Source organism: Phyllobacterium bourgognense (assembly GCF_003337575.1).
Classification (GTDB): Bacteria; Pseudomonadota; Alphaproteobacteria; order Rhizobiales; family Rhizobiaceae; genus Phyllobacterium; species Phyllobacterium bourgognense.
Window position 1 is genome coordinate 1 of the sequence record NZ_QPJM01000014.1, and the last position, 17,104, is coordinate 17,104.

15 protein-coding genes and 1 pseudogene are annotated in these 17,104 nt (G+C 57.7%); 13 read left to right on the forward strand and 3 right to left on the reverse strand.

The annotated features are described in order from the left end of the window. The coding region (locus C7476_RS29155; protein ID WP_147274691.1) for an acetyl-coenzyme A synthetase N-terminal domain-containing protein at positions 1–153 on the reverse strand (153 nt) is incomplete at its 3' end. A gap of 294 nt (positions 154–447) precedes the next feature. On the opposite strand from C7476_RS29155, the gene C7476_RS20305 reads away from it, so the two are divergent. Continuing rightward, positions 448–984, forward strand: a complete 537-nt coding sequence (locus tag C7476_RS20305; protein WP_114431689.1) for a YcbK family protein — start codon at positions 448–450, stop codon at positions 982–984. Between the two features lie 13 nt (positions 985–997). Here the strand turns inward: C7476_RS20305 and C7476_RS20310 are convergent, their stop codons facing one another. Next, positions 998–1,660 (reverse strand): YggS family pyridoxal phosphate-dependent enzyme, encoded by a 663-nt coding sequence (locus C7476_RS20310; RefSeq protein ID WP_114431690.1) that lies wholly within the window; start codon positions 1,658–1,660, stop codon positions 998–1,000. A gap of 279 nt (positions 1,661–1,939) precedes the next feature. Between C7476_RS20310 and leuS the strand changes: the two genes are divergently transcribed. The 7 genes and pseudogenes from leuS (at position 1,940) to C7476_RS20345 (ending at position 10,279) form a co-directional block, all read left to right on the forward strand. Then, entirely contained in the window at positions 1,940–4,558 is a 2,619-nt protein-coding gene (leuS, locus tag C7476_RS20315; RefSeq protein WP_114431691.1) for a leucine--tRNA ligase, read from the forward strand. After that, on the forward strand, positions 4,545–5,123 hold the full coding sequence (lptE, locus tag C7476_RS20320; RefSeq protein ID WP_114431692.1) for an LPS assembly lipoprotein LptE: 579 nt from the start codon (positions 4,545–4,547) through the stop codon (positions 5,121–5,123). The genes leuS and lptE overlap by 14 nt, the downstream gene beginning before the upstream one ends. Before the next feature lie 24 nt (positions 5,124–5,147). Then, positions 5,148–6,305, forward strand: coding sequence for an AAA family ATPase (locus tag C7476_RS20325; RefSeq protein WP_114431693.1), 1,158 nt, complete (start codon positions 5,148–5,150; stop codon positions 6,303–6,305). Positions 6,306–6,510: 205 nt separating this feature from the next. Continuing rightward, positions 6,511–7,466 (forward strand): annotated as a pseudogene (locus C7476_RS20330) (sulfonate ABC transporter substrate-binding protein). Between the two features lie 78 nt (positions 7,467–7,544). Further along, positions 7,545–8,699 (forward strand): FMNH2-dependent alkanesulfonate monooxygenase, encoded by a 1,155-nt coding sequence (gene ssuD, locus C7476_RS20335; protein ID WP_114431694.1) that lies wholly within the window; start codon positions 7,545–7,547, stop codon positions 8,697–8,699. Next, complete coding sequence (locus tag C7476_RS20340; RefSeq protein ID WP_114431695.1) at positions 8,696–9,475, forward strand: ABC transporter permease subunit; 780 nt, start codon at positions 8,696–8,698, stop codon at positions 9,473–9,475. The genes ssuD and C7476_RS20340 overlap by 4 nt, the downstream gene beginning before the upstream one ends. A 9-nt stretch (positions 9,476–9,484) precedes the next feature. Further along, positions 9,485–10,279: an ATP-binding cassette domain-containing protein gene (locus C7476_RS20345; RefSeq protein ID WP_114431696.1), complete on the forward strand. Its 795-nt coding sequence runs from the start codon at positions 9,485–9,487 to the stop codon at positions 10,277–10,279. A 55-nt stretch (positions 10,280–10,334) separates the two neighbouring features. Here the strand turns inward: C7476_RS20345 and fsa are convergent, their stop codons facing one another. Next, a complete protein-coding gene (fsa, locus tag C7476_RS20350) occupies positions 10,335–10,988 on the reverse strand; it encodes a fructose-6-phosphate aldolase (protein WP_114431697.1) in 654 nt (217 codons plus the stop codon). Positions 10,989–11,111: 123 nt separating this feature from the next. Between fsa and C7476_RS20355 the strand changes: the two genes are divergently transcribed. The 5 genes from C7476_RS20355 (at position 11,112) to C7476_RS20375 (ending at position 17,090) form a co-directional block, all read left to right on the forward strand. Next, a complete protein-coding gene (locus tag C7476_RS20355) occupies positions 11,112–13,295 on the forward strand; it encodes a primosomal protein N' (protein ID WP_114431698.1) in 2,184 nt (727 codons plus the stop codon). A 170-nt stretch (positions 13,296–13,465) separates the two neighbouring features. Continuing rightward, positions 13,466–13,855 (forward strand): AGROH133_08824 family phage infection protein, encoded by a 390-nt coding sequence (locus C7476_RS20360; protein ID WP_114431699.1) that lies wholly within the window; start codon positions 13,466–13,468, stop codon positions 13,853–13,855. A 245-nt stretch (positions 13,856–14,100) separates the two neighbouring features. Then, positions 14,101–14,661, forward strand: coding sequence for a F0F1 ATP synthase subunit delta (locus C7476_RS20365; RefSeq protein ID WP_114431780.1), 561 nt, complete (start codon positions 14,101–14,103; stop codon positions 14,659–14,661). Further along, positions 14,661–16,190 (forward strand): F0F1 ATP synthase subunit alpha, encoded by a 1,530-nt coding sequence (gene atpA / locus C7476_RS20370; protein WP_114431700.1) that lies wholly within the window; start codon positions 14,661–14,663, stop codon positions 16,188–16,190. The genes C7476_RS20365 and atpA overlap by 1 nt, the downstream gene beginning before the upstream one ends. A 21-nt stretch (positions 16,191–16,211) precedes the next feature. Next, on the forward strand, positions 16,212–17,090 hold the full coding sequence (locus C7476_RS20375; RefSeq protein WP_112532178.1) for a F0F1 ATP synthase subunit gamma: 879 nt from the start codon (positions 16,212–16,214) through the stop codon (positions 17,088–17,090). The last annotated feature ends 14 nt before the right edge of the window (positions 17,091–17,104 follow it).

Here is a 17,104-nt window from a genome sequence, read left to right on the forward strand (position 1 = left end):
AAAAGGCTTGAACCAATCGATGCGCTTTCCATGCTTGGCCCAGAACTTCTCCGGATCCTTGATGCTCTGCTTGTACCAGCTCTGATAGGTTTCATTGTCGATAAGCGCGTTTTTCTTCGCGCTTGCCAGCACGGGATGAACCTTCTCGGACATCAACTTCCTCCAGAACCTGAGATGACGGGCCTCCACCCGAATACCTCCCGAGCGGGAGGCGGATCGTTCTCATTATCATCAAGCAAATCAATGCGTAAATATGGCAAATCACCAGAATCGAGTGTTGTCAGGTCATGCAACACACCACGCGTAGTAATATACCGTTACATTTTGTCATGGAACCCGGTCCATTTTGAACACATTTCGGCGTGAACGGTCGCCGCATTGACTTGGGAGGACACATAAGGCGCGCCGTACAATCATAAAAATCTGCGCCACACCAAGGATCGAAGAATGACAATTCAACCCTTGCGCAGTGTTGTGTTCCGCGCGAAATTCACGGTGCTCTTTCTGATGGTGCTCGCGCTGGCAATCCCCGCGGATGCAGGAACGTTGCCTGAACCGTCAAATCCTCAAGAGCGGATCGGCGCTCACATGTTCGATGACGAGCACGCACATCTCTTGAAAGATTCCGTCTTCGACAAGATAAGCCCTCTGGTGCTCGCTGCCATGCCTCGCGGCAAGGCCTATATCGATTACAAGGCCCCGTCGAAGTGTGTCCCGGAACGTTTAAGGAGTGTACTCAATCGCGTGTCCGCCAAGTATGGCCCGATAACCGTCAACTCTACCGTTCGTTCGCGATCACGCAATCGTAGTGTCGGCGGCCGGGACAAGTCATATCATCTCAACTGCCAAGCTGTTGATTTCCGTGTACATGGCGGCGCGTCCGGATTGATCGGGTTTCTTTCTTCCGCGAAAGATGTGGGTGGGCTGAAGCGCTACCCGGCGGGTTATTATCACATCGATACCGGGCCGCGCCGTAGCTGGTAGGCCAATCTACGACCTAGCGAGTGCCGAAAATCGCCGAGCCGACGCGCACCGACGTCGCGCCGAAACCTATGGCGATCCGGTAATCGCCCGACATGCCCATGGAAAGCTTCTCCACGCCGGCATCGGCCGCAATCTTGCGCAAAAGGGCAAAATGTGGCCCGGGGTTTTCATCGGCTGGCGGAATGCACATCAGGCCCTCGATTATCAGGCGATGCACTTCACGGCAGCGCGTTATGAAGGCCAAGGCTTCCTTTGGTTCTATACCGGCTTTCTGGGGTTCCGAGCCGGTGTTGACTTGAACGAAGAGTTTCGGAAAGCGGTTCTGCTTCTTCATTTCCACGGCCAGAGTTGAAGCAATCTTCTCGCGATCGACAGTTTCGATCACATCAAAAAGAGCGACAGCTTCCTGCGCTTTGTTGGATTGCAGCGGGCCGATCAGGTGCAATTCGATATCCGGAAAATCGCTACGCAGGTACGGCCATTTCGCTTGAGCCTCCTGCACGCGATTTTCACCGAAAACGCGCTGCCCCGCTTCGATGATCGGGCGAATAGTGTCGCCATCAAAAGTCTTGGAGACGGCTATCAATGTCACCGAGCCTTCTGAGCGATTGGCCTCGGCTTCGGCTTTGCGAATTTCGCTTTGAACGGCAAAAAGTTGTTCAACGGCATTGGGCATGGCGCAGTTGAGTCCTATTTATGATACACGAGCCCGGTTTTCGCGGGTTCCTTCAGCTTCAAATGGTTGACGGTCCCACCAATACGTGGTGAAGGTCCCGCAAGGGTGTGTCGAGATTCACGCCATGGTGGCCTGCAAATGGTACTTTTCTGCGCTTCCGGTACTCATGAACCAAAAAGTTCACTCCGTTCCGGTTCTCGAAAATTACCATTTTCGGCTCACCCTGACTTGAACTTCGACGCACCCTAATCCAGTATCCTTTGCAAGAGAATCCCGTTCATGGCAACCGAACGATACAATCCCCGTGTAGCCGAAAAGCATTGGCAGAAGGTTTGGGACGACGCCAAACTTTTCGAAACGCCGAATGACGATCCGCGTGACCCGTACTACGTGCTCGAGATGTTCCCCTACCCTTCGGGTCGCATCCATATGGGCCACGTGCGCAACTATGCGATGGGTGATGTCGTTGCACGCTACAAGCGCGCCAAGGGATTCAATGTGCTGCATCCGATGGGCTGGGACGCCTTCGGCATGCCCGCGGAAAACGCCGCGATGCAGAACAAGGTTCACCCGAAGACCTGGACCTATCAGAACATCGCGACCATGCGCAGCCAGCTCAAATCCATGGGGCTGTCGCTCGACTGGTCGCGCGAGTTCGCAACCTGCGATGTCGAATATTATCATCGCCAGCAGATGCTGTTCCTCGACTTCGTCGAAAAGGGGCTGGTGACGCGCAAATCCTCCAAGGTCAACTGGGATCCGGAGGACATGACCGTTCTTGCCAATGAACAGGTGATCGATGGCCGCGGCTGGCGCTCCGGCGCGCTGGTCGAACAGCGTGAGCTAACGCAATGGTTCTTCAAGATCACCGATTTCAATGAGGAATTGCTGAGCGCGCTGGACGATCTCGACCAATGGCCCGACAAGGTGCGGCTGATGCAGCGCAACTGGATCGGCAAGTCCGAAGGCATGCTGATCCGCTGGGCGCTGGATGATACATCGCACGCCGGCGGCGAGAACGAGATCGAGGTTTATACGACACGTCCGGATACGCTGTTCGGTGCGTCATTTATCGCGATCGCGGCAGATCATCCGTTGGCGAAGAAGGCCGCGGAAACCAATGCAGCGCTGGCGAAGTTCAACGAGGAATGCCGCCAGGCCGGCACGTCCGTTGTTGCGCTGGAGACGGCTGAGAAGAAGGGCTTCGACACCGGCCTGCGCGTTGAGCATCCGTTCGATCCGAACTGGAAGCTGCCGGTTTACGTCGCCAACTTCGTGTTGATGGATTACGGCACGGGTGCTATTTTCGGCTGCCCGTCGGGCGATCAGCGAGATCTTGATTTCGCCAACAAATATGACTTGCCCGTAGTCCCTGTGGTCATGCCGAAGGATGCGGATGCAGCGACATTCCAGATCACCGAGACGGCCTATGTCGATGACGGGGTGATGATCAATTCGCAATTCCTTGACGGGCTGACGCCTGCTGCGGCCTTCGATGATGTGGCGAACCGGCTGGAAAAGCAGACCATCGGCAACCGGCCACAAGGGGAGCGGAAGGTCAACTTCCGTCTGCGCGACTGGGGCATTTCACGCCAACGCTACTGGGGTTGCCCGATCCCGATGATCCATTGTGACGACTGCGGTGTTGTTCCTGTGCCGAAAGCCGATCTGCCGGTCAAGCTACCGGACGATGTCGAGTTCGACCGTCCGGGCAATCCACTTGACCGTCACCCGACCTGGCGACACGTCAACTGTCCGCAGTGCGGCAAGGCCGCGCGTCGTGAAACCGACACGATGGACACTTTCGTCGATTCGTCCTGGTACTTTGCGCGATTCACGGCGCCCTGGGAGAATGAACCCACCGATCCGAAGATCGCCAATCACTGGCTGCCGGTCGATCAATATATCGGCGGCATCGAGCATGCGATTCTGCATCTGCTCTATTCGCGGTTTTTCACGCGGGCGATGAAGGTCGCGGGCCATCTGGACATCAGCGAGCCGTTCAAGGGCCTGTTTACCCAAGGCATGGTCGTACACGAGACCTACAAGGGCAAGGACGGCTGGGTTATGCCAGCGGAGGTCAAGGTCGAAGAGACTGAAGGCAAGCGCCGCGCGATCCTGATCGAAACTGGCGAAGAGATCGAGATCGGCTCGATCGAGAAGATGTCGAAGTCCAAAAAGAACGTGGTCGATCCGGACGATATTATTGCTTCCTATGGTGCCGATACAGCGCGCTGGTTCATGCTGTCGGATTCGCCGCCCGAGCGCGACGTGATCTGGACGGAGGCAGGTGCCGAAGGTGCACATCGCTTCGTGCAGCGCGTGTGGAGATTGATATCGGAGGCAGCAGACGTGCTGAAGGCTGCCGAGCCTGCCACCGCCTCCGAGGGCGAAGCGCTGCAAATTTCCAAGGCAGCACACAGGACGGTCAAGCTGGTCGGCGAGGATATCGAAAAGCTCGCCTTCAACAAGGCCGTCGCCCGGCTGTACGAACTGGTGAATATTTTGTCCGGTCCCCTGCAGAAAATCGCCGCCGGGGAAGCTGACAAGGCGATGATCGCCGCGTGCCGCGAAGCGACCAACATGCTGTTGGCGATGGTCGGGCCGATGATGCCGCATCTGGCTGAGGAATGCTGGAAAGCGCTGAGCGACAAGGATCTTATAGCACATCAGCCATGGCCAACCTATGATGAGGCGCTGATCGTCGAGAACGATGTGACATTGCCGGTGCAGATCAACGGCAAGAAGCGTGGTGATTTGACAATTGCCCGCGATGCGGATCAATTGGCGGTCGAAAAAGCCGCCCTCGCGCTTGATTTCGTCAGGGCCGCGTTGAATGGTAATCCGCCAAAGAAAGTCATTATCGTACCGCAGAGGATCATCAATGTCGTTGCCTGATCGTTTTCAGCCAGGATCGCGTTCCGGGCGTCTGTTGTTGCGGGTCTGCGTGCTCGGTATGGCTCTCATTGCCGCCGGATGCCAGGTGAGGCCGCTGTACTCGACTCCCAGCCCCACGGTGACCGGAAGCGTCAACGACAACATACGCTCGAAGCTCGCCGGCATCTCGATCAACCAGCCCGGCGACCGCGTTACTCAAGAAGTACGCAACAACCTGATTTTCCTGTTTGCCGGCGGAGCAGGAGAACCGGCCAGTCCCGCCTATTCGCTGACGCTAAGCGTTTATTCCAGGGATCTGTCGCTGCTGCTCGTGCAGAATGCAACGAATGACAAATCCGGCCAGCCAACAGCTGGTTCGATGCGCATGACAGGCTCCTATACCTTGACGCGCCTCTCCGATGGAAAGGTTGTTGGTACCGGAACACGAATTGTCACTGCGGATTACGACGCGCCAAGACAGCGTTACGCCGTACTCAGGGCGCAGCGCGACGCAAACAATCGCGCGGCGCGGGAGCTCGCGGAGTCGCTCAATCTCAGTGTCGCGCAGGATCTATCCAAGATTTAGGCAGACAACGTCGAGATACAGACAATGCGCCTGACCTCGCTTTCCGCGAATGGTTATCGGTCGTTGCGTTCGATACGGCTCGATATCGGTTCGCTCGCACTGTTTGTCGGCGAGAACGGCGTCGGCAAATCCAATCTCTATCGAGCAATGCAGCTGATCAAGGCATCGGCGCAAGGGACGCTTTCTTACGAGATTGCGCGCGAAGGTGGCATGCAGTCGGCTCTGTGGACCGGCAAGCGCCGATCCGGTCCTGTCCGCATGGTTTTCACTGCTGAATTTGATGACGATGACACCGCAATCCGATCGGGTTATTCCGTTGAAACCGGTCTTGCCCCGAGTTACCAAGTGGAGGTCGGGCTGAGACCGCCCGCCGCCGCCGGTTTTGCTTTCGAGCCGCAGATCAAGGAAGAAACGCTGAGCATCGACAGCGGCCGTAGACCGGTCGAGATGATGAGCCGCAAGGGGCCGGCGGTGTTTGCAAGGGATGATTCCGGCCGGCGCGTCGAGCACCCGGTCAAGCTTCTCGATTCCGAGACGGGATTGGCAATTCTTGGCAGATCCGGGCGGTATCCCGAGATTGGCGATCTGCGCACCACGCTGCTTGGTTGGCGCTTTTATCACGGCTTTCGTACCGATCGCGATTCGCCCGTTCGACGGCCGACATTGGCAATTACGGCGCCGATGCTGGACGAAGACGGGGGCAATCTTGCTGCTGTCTTTGCAACGCTGGTGCATATCCGCCAAGACACCGTTGATCTCGATCGCTGCATTGCCGAAGCGCTAGCCGGTGCCACCCTTGAGGTGCCGGTTCCGGGAGAGACCGCAACTTTTGGTCTGCGCCTTCCCGAATTTCCACAGCGCCTGTTTCGTCCGGAAGAACTGTCGGATGGTCAGATAAGGTTTCTGGCGCTGGCAGGGGCACTTCTTTCTTATCGGCTGCCGCGGCTGATCGCCTTGAACGAGCCGGAGACCAGCCTGCATCCGTCCATGCTGCCGGCTCTTGCCGACATGATCAGCCAGGCAGCGGAGCGCACGCAGTTGTGGATCGTCACGCATTCGCGTGCGCTGGCAGATGAAATTTCTGCCCGGACCGGCGTGCGCGCCATGACCGTAGTCCGCCAGGACGGCGCAACATCCATCGAGGGATTGAGGCTAGACGGCCGTTTAGGCCACGATGACTAGTGAGTGGCGTTGGAGTTCATAGCCTGTAAGTAGATGCAATCGGCGGCTCCTTCCTAACCCAGCGATGAGAAAACTAATTCTTTCACACAAGATTCTATGGAATTTCTTTTCTCTATCAGATTGGTCGAGTTAACTAGCATTGGACCCAATTCCCGGTCGGGCGGGAAGGCTTTCATCAACAAAGCCCGCATCCGCAGAGGGACCAATGTCCAGATTGACACGTAGAGCATTTGGCGCGGCGCTTTTTACTGCGGCCATGCTCGCCACCACATTCCTGCACGCTGCCGAGCCCTTGAGGGAGTTGAAGATCGGCTTCCAGAAGACGGGCCTGCCGGTCGTGGCCCGACAGCAGCAGGTGATCGAAAAAGCACTTGAACCGAAGGGTATTGCGGTTAAATGGGTCGAGTTCACCGCAGGACCACCGCTTGTCGAAGCGCTGAATGTCGGCAGCATCGATGTCGGCTGGGTCGGCGATGCGCCGCCTATTTTTGGCCAGTCGGCAGGCTCCGCCATTGTCTACGCCGCGGCTCTAGCGCCCAATGGCAAGGGCGAAGCCATCATCGTCAAGCCGAACTCGCACATCCAGTCGCTTGCCGACCTCAAGGGCAGGAAAGTAGGCGTAGGCAAAGGGACAAGCGCCCACAATCTTCTCATCGCGGCGCTGGCGAAAGCCAATGTGGGCTACGATGAAATCACCCCGGTTTTCCTGAGCCCGGCCGATGCTGCGGCGGCGTTTGCGAGCGATAAGATCGATGCCTGGGCAATCTGGGATCCGTTCTTCGCTATTGCCGAGACGCGCTATAATCCGCGCATTCTGGTTCGCACGAGCGACGTTCTCAACGTCAACACCTACCTCATTGCCAATCGCGATTTTGCCAAGGTACATCCAGAAGTGGTGACGGAGACGATCGGCGCACTGAAGGTCGCAGCTGATTGGGCCAACGCCAACAAGGACAAGGTAGCCGAAGCTTTGCACGAAGTGACCGGCGTGCCTCTCGACGCACAGACCCTCGCGGCGAACCGTTCCGTTTCAGCGTCGAACCGATTACACCGGCAATAATCGCGCATCAGCAGGAAACCGCTGACCGCTTCTTCAAGCTGAAGCTCATTCCCAATGCCATCAGGATTTCCGATGCCGTATGGACGGCCCCAAGCAACTAGCAGCCGAGGATATTCACGCCATGCTGGCCTGCAAACATCTGCCAGCCTCGGCCCACAAAATCAGGATTGGATATTCTAATGACGCAGCAAGGCCCACTCGATTTCTTCTGGTTCATCCCGACGCACGGCGATGGCAGCTATCTTGGTTCGGAACGGCAGCAACGGCCGCCGGAACATGATTACCTCCGCGAGATTGCGCAAGCGGTCGATCGCCTGGGCTTCCCGGGTGTGTTATTGCCAACGGGGCAAAGCTGCGAGGATTCCTGGATCACCGCAGCGGGGCTCGCCGCGCATACGGAGCGGCTGAAGTTTCTGGTGGCATTGCGTCCGGGTGTGACGTCCCCGGTTTTCGCAGCGCGGCAGACGGCGGCACTGGACCGCCTGAGCAACGGGCGTCTGCTGCTGAACGTGGTCGTTGGCGGCAATCCCAAGGAACTTGCAGGCGACGGCGTCTTCCTGCCGCATGATCAGCGCTATGAACAGGCAGCCGAATTCCTGAAGATCTGGCGCGATCTTGTCTCCGGCAAAACGGTCGACTTCGACGGCAAACATTATCGGGTCGAAGGCGGAAGGCTTGACCTCCTGCCTGTACAGGAACGCGCGCCGCTCTATTTCGGCGGTTCATCCGATGCGGGACAGGATCTTGCTGCAGAACAGGTCGACATGTACCTGACCTGGGGCGAGCCGGTGGGACAGGTTGCCGAAAAGATCGAGCGTGCACGGGCAAAGGCGGCTCTCAAAGGTCGCAAGCTGCGCTTTGGCATCCGGCTGCATTTCATCGTACGCGAGACCGAGGATGAGGCGTGGGAGGCCGCAGACCGGCTGATCAGCAAGATCACCGATGAGCAAATCGAAGTCGCGCAAGCGCGGTTCCTCAAGGAAATGGATTCTGTCGGACAGCGCCGCATGGCGGAACTGCATGGCGGACGCCGCGACAAGCTTGTTGTCGGTCCCAACCTTTGGGCGGGCGTTGGCCTCGTACGTGGCGGTGCCGGCACCGCACTTGTCGGATCACCGCAAAGCATTGCTGCACGTATTCGCGAATATCAGGCGGTTGGCATCGATACGGTGATCGGTTCGGGCTATCCGCATCTGGAAGAAGCCTACCGTGTTGCGGAACTTCTGTTTCCGGAACTTGGTCTTGGCGGAAATGCGCGTGCCCCGCGCCGTTCGATCGAGAACGAGTTTGGCGTTGGCTTTTATGGCGACAAACGCCTGCAGGCTTCCTCATGAGCAGGGCGCTCCGTTCTATCGGGCGCAGCGCGCTGGGCTGGCTTTTGCCCGCCTTGCTGCTTGCGGGATGGGAAGGCGCGTCGCGAGCCGGGCTTATACCGGCCAACGTCTTGCCAGCACCGTCCGCTGTCGCAGAGGCGTTCTGGAAATTGCTCCTGTCGGGCGAACTCATCGAGAATATCCGCATTTCGACATTGCGTGCTCTCAGCGGCTTTCTCGTCGGCGGTAGCATCGGTTTCGTACTCGGCCTTGCCAATGGACTATCGGCGCTCAGTCGTGAACTGACCGACACGACGCTGCAGATGATCCGTAACATTCCACATCTGGCGTTGATACCGCTGGTCATCCTGTGGTTCGGGATAGACGAGGAAGCGAAACTGTTTCTCGTTGCGCTCGGCGTGTTCTTTCCAATTTACGTCAACACACTGCTTGGCATTCAGGGTGTCGATCCGCAGCTGGTGGAGATGGGGCGCATCTATGGCATGTCACGGACACAGCTCTTCCTGCGCGTAATCCTGCCGGGCGCGCTGCCCTCGATCTTCGTGGGCTTGCGCTATGCGCTTGGTATCATGTGGCTGACATTGATCGTCGCCGAAACGATTTCCGCGTCCTCGGGTCTTGGCTACATGGCGATGCAGGCGCGCGAATTCCTGCTGATCGACGTCGTTGTTCTGTCGATCTTGATCTATGCGCTGCTCGGCAAGCTGGCGGATTCGCTGGCGCGGTTTCTCGAGCGGATATCACTGCAATGGCACCCTGCCTTCCAGACTGTTTGAGGAACCAAGATGACTGCAGCGACCGTAACAGCCCGCAAATCCTACTCCACGACGACGCCAGCCTATACGCCGGCACCGCAAGGCAAGGTCTCGTTCTCGTTTCGCAATGTGGCCAAGCAGTTTGGCGGCAAGGCAGTGCTGCAAGGCATCAACCTTGATGTCTACGAGGGACAATTCGTTGCGGTCATCGGCAAGAGCGGTTGTGGGAAGAGCACGCTGTTGCGTTTGCTCGCCGGGCTCGACAAGCCGACATCGGGCGAGATTGTTACAGGAGTCCTGGAAGCTGATCAGAAACGTACCCGCATCATGTTTCAGGAGCCGCGACTTCTGCCTTGGGCTCGTGTGGTTGCTAATGTTGACGTTGGGCTGACCGGTATTGAAAAAGGCAGGGCTGCGCGCAAGAAAAGCGCGGAAATTCTGGCCGAAGTCGGACTGGCGGATCGTGGCGGCGAGTGGCCGTCCGTGCTTTCAGGCGGGCAGCGGCAGCGCGTTGCTCTTGCGCGGGCGCTGGTGGGGCACCCATCCATATTGGCACTCGACGAACCACTGGGCGCACTGGATGCGCTGACTCGGATCGAGATGCAACAACTGCTGGAACGAATCTGGCTGGCGAAGAAATTTACCGCGGTTCTGGTGACCCATGATGTAGCCGAGGCCGTTTCGCTTGCCGACCGCGTTGTCGTCATAGACAGCGGACGCATTGCGCTCGATCTGGCGATCCCGGTTGAACGTCCGCGCCGGCATGCTTCGCCCGAACTGGCGTTTTTTGAGCGTCAGATACTGGATCAGTTGTATAATCGATAAGAAAACACCCGCCTACGATGTCAGCGGGTGTTGCATTCAGATAGTAATACTCAGATCAGGCGATCTTCTGGCCGGTCTTTGCCCAGTCAGCGAGGAAAGTCTCGAGACCCCTGTCGGTCAGCGGATGCTTGACGAGCGCCTTCAGCGTTGCTGGCGGCGCGGTTACGACGTCTGCACCGATGAGTGCGGCTTCCTTGACATGGTTGACTGTGCGGATCGAGGCCGCAAGGATTTCCGTCGGATAGTCGTAGTTGTCGTAGATCGTACGGATTTCGGAAATCAGCTCAAGGCCGTTGATGCCGATGTCGTCGATGCGGCCAATGAAGGGCGAGATGAATGTTGCGCCCGCTTTCGCGGCCAGCAGCGCCTGATTGGCGGAGAAGCAGAGGGTCACGTTAACGAGGTGTCCGTCGGAACGAAGTGCCTTGCAGGCCCTGAGGCCGTCGAGTGTAAGCGGTACCTTGATGCAGATGTTGTCCGCGATCTTGGCAAGCACCGCCGCCTCTTTCATCATCTGCTCATATTCGACCGCTGTCACTTCGGCCGAAACAGGTCCCTTGACGATGCTGCAGATTTCCTTGGTGACCTCGAAGATGCTGCCGCCGGATTTGAGAATCAACGAAGGGTTGGTTGTCACGCCATCGAGTAATCCAAGATCGTTGAGTTCACGGATTTCCTTTACATCGGCGGTGTCGACAAAGAATTTCATCGGAGCAGTCCTTCCTTATATGACTGATGGCCCAGCATTAGCTGCGCCGAATATGAGAGATGGGATATTTCTCTCGGAAAGTGACTTTTCTTTATCCGAAAGCCGCGTCAAGGTCACGCCCATATGAGCCAGGATTCGTTCATCCCGCAAAAAATAGTTCCCGTGCTTGTGCCGATGCCGGCCGAGCGGCCCTATAGCTATGCCGTGCCGGACGGCATGGAGGTCAAGGCCGGTTCGATCGTGCGCGTGCCACTGGGACCACGCGAGGTCGCGGGCATTGTAACGGAGGGTTCGACAGACTCTATCGATGCGAAAAAGCTGCGGCCGATTTCGGAACTCTTTGACTGTCCTCCGGTCGATGATGGCATGATGCGGTTCATGCGCTGGGCTGCTGACTATACGATATCGCCGCCTGGCATGGTGGCGCGGATGGTATTACGGGTGCCTGCCGCCTTCGACCCGGAACCGCCTGTTCAGGGTTTGCGATTCTCCGGCCGCGAGCCTGACAGGATGACGGGCGCCCGTGCCCGCGTATTGGAACTTGCGGAAGATGGAATGGCCTGGACCCGAACCGGGCTCGCTCATGCCGCTGGCGTGTCGGCAACTGTCATCGATGGTCTCGCCGCGCAGGGTGTGTTCGAACAGGTGATGATCCCGGCACGGCCAATCGTAGCTGCTCCCGATCCGGATTATGCGAAAGCAGCCTTGTCTCCCGATCAGACGCAAGCTGCAGATCAACTGGTCGAAGCGGTATCGACGAATGGCTTCTCGGTATCCTTGCTCGATGGCGTCACAGGCTCGGGTAAGACGGAGGTCTATTTCGAGGCGGTCGCCAAGGCTATCGAATGCGGCAAGCAGGTGTTGATCCTGCTGCCGGAGATTGCGCTGACCCAGCAATTTCTCGATCGGTTCCACGACCGTTTCGGTTCGAAACCTGCGGAGTGGCATTCCGACCTCGCTCCTCGCTCACGCGAGCGGGTGTGGCGTCAAGTTATGGAGGGTCAGGTCAGAGTTGTCGCTGGCGCGCGCTCGGCATTGTTCCTGCCGTTCAAGGATCTGGGATTGATCATTGTCGATGAGGAGCATGATCCGGCCTACAAGCAGGAGGATCGCGTGTTTTACAATGCGCGCGACATGGCCGTGGTGCGCGGGCATATCGGCAATTTTCCTGTGGTCCTGGCATCGGCAACACCATCGATCGAAAGTCAGGTCAACGCCCAACAAGGACGTTATACGCGTATTCGCCTGGCGGGCCGCTATGCGGAAGCTGCGATGCCCGACCTCAAATCGATCGACATGCGCAAATCACCGCCGCGACCGGGTGGTTTCCTTTCACCGGCGCTGGTCGAGGCGATCAACCAGACCTTGCAGCGCAAGGAGCAATCGCTGCTGTTCCTCAATCGCCGTGGCTATGCGCCGCTGACTTTATGCCGGGTATGCGGCCATCGGTTTCAGTGCCCCGACTGTTCAAGCTGGCTGGTGGAGCATCGCTTTCGTGGTCAGCTCGTCTGTCATCAATGCGGGCACCGTGAGGCGAGGCCGGAGGCTTGTCCATCCTGTGGTACGCTTGACCATCTGGTCGCTTGCGGCCCGGGTGTCGAGCGCATCGCCGAGGAAGCGGAGAAGACATTCCCCGATGCGCGTATCATCGTCCTGTCATCCGATCTCATGGGTGTGAAGCGTCTGCGGCTTGAACTCGATGCAATTGCGCGCGGAGAAGCGGATATCGTCATCGGCACACAGCTCGTCGCCAAGGGGCATAATTTCCCCAACATGACGCTCGTCGGGGTTGTCGATGCGGATCTCGGGCTTGCCAATGGCGATCCGCGCGCTGCCGAGCGCACGTTTCAGTTGCTCAACCAGGTAACGGGGCGCGCCGGACGAACCGGCAAAAAGAGCCTTGGACTGTTGCAGACCTATCAACCGGACCATCCCGTCATGCGCGCGATCGTTTCTGGTGATGCACAAGCCTTTTACGAGCGTGAGATAGAGGAGCGAGAACGCTCCGGGCTGCCGCCATTCGGCCGCCTGGCAGCATTGATTATCTCGGCAGCAACACGGCCAGAGGCGGAAAATCATGCCCGGGCTTTACGGCGTGCAGCGCCTGCCTCACCGCAGATCAGCGTGCTCGGTCCGGCGGAAGCGCCACTCGCGCTTGTTCGGGGGCGCCACCGCTTCCGGCTCCTGATCCATGGCACCCGCAAGGCGGATATTCAGGGCTTTATCCGCGCCATGCTGGCGGCAGGACCAAAAGAACGGGGATCGGTGCGCGTGCAGGTTGATATTGATCCGCAAAGCTTCTTATAAAACTCGCCACGGCGGGCTGCAAATGGCGCTTTTCTGTGCTCCGGTGCTCACGTACCGAAAAGTACGCTCCGCTCCGGTGCTCGAAAAGCACCATTTTCGCTACCCCATGACGAGTTTTGGGTCGGCGCTATGAAAGCAGGATTACAGGTAATTTGGGGAAGGGATAAGAAATGGAACTTTATTGGCCGGCGACTACTGGCGAATGGCTGGCTTGGTTGTCAGCGGCAATCACAGTCATCTTCGGATTGATCCTGTTTTTTGCTCCTCGTGTCGCACTGAAAATCATGCGCCTGCAGACCAAACCCGAGCGGCCCGAAGCCATATCTGAAGTGCGCGCCACGTTTGCCGGATTTTATCTCGGACTTGGGCTAAGTGCGCTGGTTTTTTCCCAGCCGTTTCTCTGGATCGCGCTTGGCGTTTCGTGGGGCTTTACAGTCTTCGGCCGGCTGATCTCGATGATGTCGGATCGGGGCAACACTGTTTATAACTGGATGTCGGTGCTTGTCGAAATTGCGCTGGCAACGGGCCCCTTGCTCTTTGCCTTCGGCTTCATTGCATAAACATGACAGCATTAGTTGAATCAGTTGCTCATAATTATCCAGAGCTGCGGCGATTCGGACGGCCTTTTTAGGGGATTCGCGTGTTGCGAGTCCTGAGTTCCTATGCTAGACGGCATTCAAATCTCGTCGGATACGGCTCTCGGGTTGTGCCTTCGGCGGTAAAAAAATCAATAATGCCAAAGATTTGACCGAAAATCCTTTCCGGTTTCCAGATTTTTGGCTCCAACGCAGAGAGCTTGTCGTTCGTGGCAGAAACTTCGTCGCTCATTACCGGTGTTGCCCAGCGTTACGCGGGTTCGTTGTTCGACCTTGCGTTGGAGACGAAATCCGTTGCCGAGGTGGAGAAGAATCTCGGCGAGTTCGAGGCTCTCATCAATGGTAGCGCTGATTTGAAGCGACTGGTTCTGAGCCCGGTCTTCTCATCTGGCGATCAGGTCAAGGCGATTTCCGCCATCCTCGCAAAGGCCAAGATTGGCGGCCTCGTCGGCAATTTCCTGCGTGTCGTCGCCCAGAACCGGCGCCTCTTCGCGGTGCCTGCTATGATCCAGTCATTTCGCCAGATCGCCAGCGCCCAGCGCGGCGAGGTCTCGGCGGACGTTACTTCGGCGCATGCCCTGACGGCGGCGCAGCAAACAGAATTGAAGGCCACGCTGAAAAGCGTCGCCGGCAAGGACGTGACAATCAATGTCACTGTTGATCCGTCGATCCTTGGAGGTCTCATCGTCAAGTTGGGGTCCCGCCAGATCGACACTTCACTTCGCACAAAACTTTCTTCGCTTAAGCTTGCACTGAAAGAGGTCGGCTGATGGACATCCGCGCCGCGGAAATTTCCGCAATCCTGAAAGAGCAAATCAAGAATTTCGGTCAGGAGGCAGAAGTCTCCGAGGTCGGTCAGGTTCTGTCCGTCGGTGACGGTATTGCTCGTGTATATGGTCTGGACAATGTTCAGGCCGGTGAAATGGTCGAGTTCCCGGACGGTACCCGCGGCATGGCCCTGAACCTCGAAAGCGACAATGTTGGCGTCGTTATTTTCGGCTCGGACCGTGACATCAAGGAAGGCGACACTGTCAAACGGACCGGCGCCATCGTTGACGTTCCCGTTGGCAAGGAATTGCTTGGCCGTGTTGTCGATGCGCTCGGTAATCCGATCGACGGCAAGGGTCCGATCAAGGCAACGCAACGTTCGCGCGTTGACGTCAAGGCGCCAGGCATCATCCCGCGCAAGTCGGTGCATGAGCCGATGTCGACCGGCCTCAAGGCTATCGATGCGCTGATCCCGGTCGGCCGCGGCCAGCGCGAGCTGGTCATCGGCGATCGCCAGACCGGCAAGACGGCGATTATTCTCGATACGTTCCTTAATCAGAAGCCGGCTCACGATGCAGGCAATGAGAGCGAAAAGTTGTATTGCGTCTACGTCGCTATCGGCCAGAAGCGTTCGACGGTTGCGCAGTTCGTCAAGATTCTCGAAGAGCGCGGTGCGCTTGAATATTCGATCATCGTTGCAGCCACAGCTTCCGATCCCGCGCCGATGCAGTATCTGGCGCCGTTTGCCGGTTGCACCATGGGCGAATATTTCCGTGACAACGGCATGCATGCGCTGATCGGCTATGACGATCTATCCAAGCAGGCCGTCGCTTACCGCCAGATGTCCCTGCTGCTGCGCCGTCCTCCGGGCCGCGAAGCCTATCCGGGCGACGTTTTCTATCTGCATTCCCGTCTGCTGGAGCGCTCTGCAAAGCTCAATGACGACAACGGCGCTGGTTCGCTTACCGCATTGCCTGTCATCGAGACCCAGGCGAACGACGTGTCGGCCTATATTCCGACCAACGTGATCTCGATCACAGACGGTCAGATATTCCTTGAAACCAACCTGTTCTACCAGGGTATCCGTCCGGCCGTGAACGTCGGTCTGTCGGTTTCCCGCGTTGGTTCTTCCGCGCAGATCAAGGCGATGAAGCAGGTTGCCGGTTCGATCAAGGGTGAGCTGGCTCAGTACCGCGAAATGGCGGCCTTTGCGCAGTTCGGTTCCGATCTCGACGCCTCGACACAACGCCTGCTTAACCGCGGCGCGCGCCTCACCGAGCTGTTGAAGCAGCCACAGTTCTCGCCGCTGAAGACGGAAGAGCAGGTTGCGGTGATCTACGCCGGCGTCAATGGCTATCTCGACAAGCTTGCCGTCAATCAAGTCAATAATTTCGAGCAAGGTCTGCTCACATGGCTTCGTACGGAACACAAGGATGTTCTCGCGACGATCGCCAAGGAAAAGCAGATCAGCGACGAGACCAAAGGCAAGCTCAAGGCCGCCGTTGACGGCTTTGCCAAGTCCTTCGCTTAACAATACGGACGGGATGAACGGATGCCTTCGTTAAAGGATCTGAGAAACCGGATCGCCTCGGTCAAGGCGACGCAGAAAATCACCAAGGCGATGCAAATGGTCGCCGCGGCGAAGCTGCGTCGTGCGCAGGAGGCTGCGGAAGCCGCTCGTCCCTATTCGCAGCGCATGGCTGCGGTGCTGGCGAACATCGCTTCCAATGTCGATGGCGATGATGCGCCTGTGCTGATGAGCGGGACAGGCAAGGACGATGTGCATCTGCTTGTCGTCTGCACTTCTGAACGTGGCCTTTGCGGCGGGTTCAACGCGCAGATCGCGCGTCTGGCTCGTGATCATACCCGCCGGCTTCTCGCCGACGGCAAGACGGTCAAGATCATTACCGTTGGCAAGAAAGGCGCAGATATCCTGCGCCGTGATCTCGGCAAGAACATTATCGATCACGTCAATCTGCGCGAAGTCAAAACGCTTGGTTTTGTCAACGCTGACGAGATCGGACACAAGATCATTACGCTCTTCAATGAAGGTGCGTTCGACGTTGCCACGCTGTTCTATTCGGAATTCAAGTCGGTGATCGCCCAGATACCGACTGCCCAGCAGTTGATTCCGGCCAGTGCCATCGGCGATGTCGAGCCGGAGAGCGCAGGCGATGCAGTTTATGAATATGAGCCGGATCCGGCCGCCATTCTCGGCGATCTGATCCCGCGTAATATTTCCGTCCAGGTTTTCCGCGCTCTCCTTGAAAACGCGGCATCGGAGCAGGGTGCACGTATGTCCGCCATGGACAATGCAACCCGCAATGCCGGTGACATGATCAACAAGCTGACAATGTCGTACAACCGCCAGCGTCAAGCCCAGATCACCAAAGAACTGATTGAAATTATTTCGGGCGCGGAAGCGCTCTAATCGCGAAGGTAAGG

Excerpts from the sequence above, each read along its gene's own strand:
- fsa (WP_114431697.1), bottom strand. The coding sequence starts at position 10,988 with ATGAAATTCTTTGTCGACACCGCCGATGTAAAGGAAATCCGTGAACTC.
- C7476_RS20355 (WP_114431698.1), top strand. The coding sequence starts at position 11,112 with ATGAGCCAGGATTCGTTCATCCCGCAAAAAATAGTTCCCGTGCTTGTG.
- C7476_RS20325 (WP_114431693.1), top strand. The coding sequence starts at position 5,148 with ATGCGCCTGACCTCGCTTTCCGCGAATGGTTATCGGTCGTTGCGTTCG.
- C7476_RS20360 (WP_114431699.1), top strand. The coding sequence starts at position 13,466 with ATGGAACTTTATTGGCCGGCGACTACTGGCGAATGGCTGGCTTGGTTG.
- ssuD (WP_114431694.1), top strand. The coding sequence starts at position 7,545 with ATGACGCAGCAAGGCCCACTCGATTTCTTCTGGTTCATCCCGACGCAC.
- C7476_RS20375 (WP_112532178.1), top strand. The coding sequence starts at position 16,212 with ATGCCTTCGTTAAAGGATCTGAGAAACCGGATCGCCTCGGTCAAGGCG.
- lptE (WP_114431692.1), top strand. The coding sequence starts at position 4,545 with ATGTCGTTGCCTGATCGTTTTCAGCCAGGATCGCGTTCCGGGCGTCTG.
- C7476_RS20305 (WP_114431689.1), top strand. The coding sequence starts at position 448 with ATGACAATTCAACCCTTGCGCAGTGTTGTGTTCCGCGCGAAATTCACG.
- C7476_RS20345 (WP_114431696.1), top strand. The coding sequence starts at position 9,485 with ATGACTGCAGCGACCGTAACAGCCCGCAAATCCTACTCCACGACGACG.
- C7476_RS20340 (WP_114431695.1), top strand. The coding sequence starts at position 8,696 with ATGAGCAGGGCGCTCCGTTCTATCGGGCGCAGCGCGCTGGGCTGGCTT.
- atpA (WP_114431700.1), top strand. The coding sequence starts at position 14,661 with ATGGACATCCGCGCCGCGGAAATTTCCGCAATCCTGAAAGAGCAAATC.
- C7476_RS20310 (WP_114431690.1), bottom strand. The coding sequence starts at position 1,660 with ATGCCCAATGCCGTTGAACAACTTTTTGCCGTTCAAAGCGAAATTCGC.
- leuS (WP_114431691.1), top strand. The coding sequence starts at position 1,940 with ATGGCAACCGAACGATACAATCCCCGTGTAGCCGAAAAGCATTGGCAG.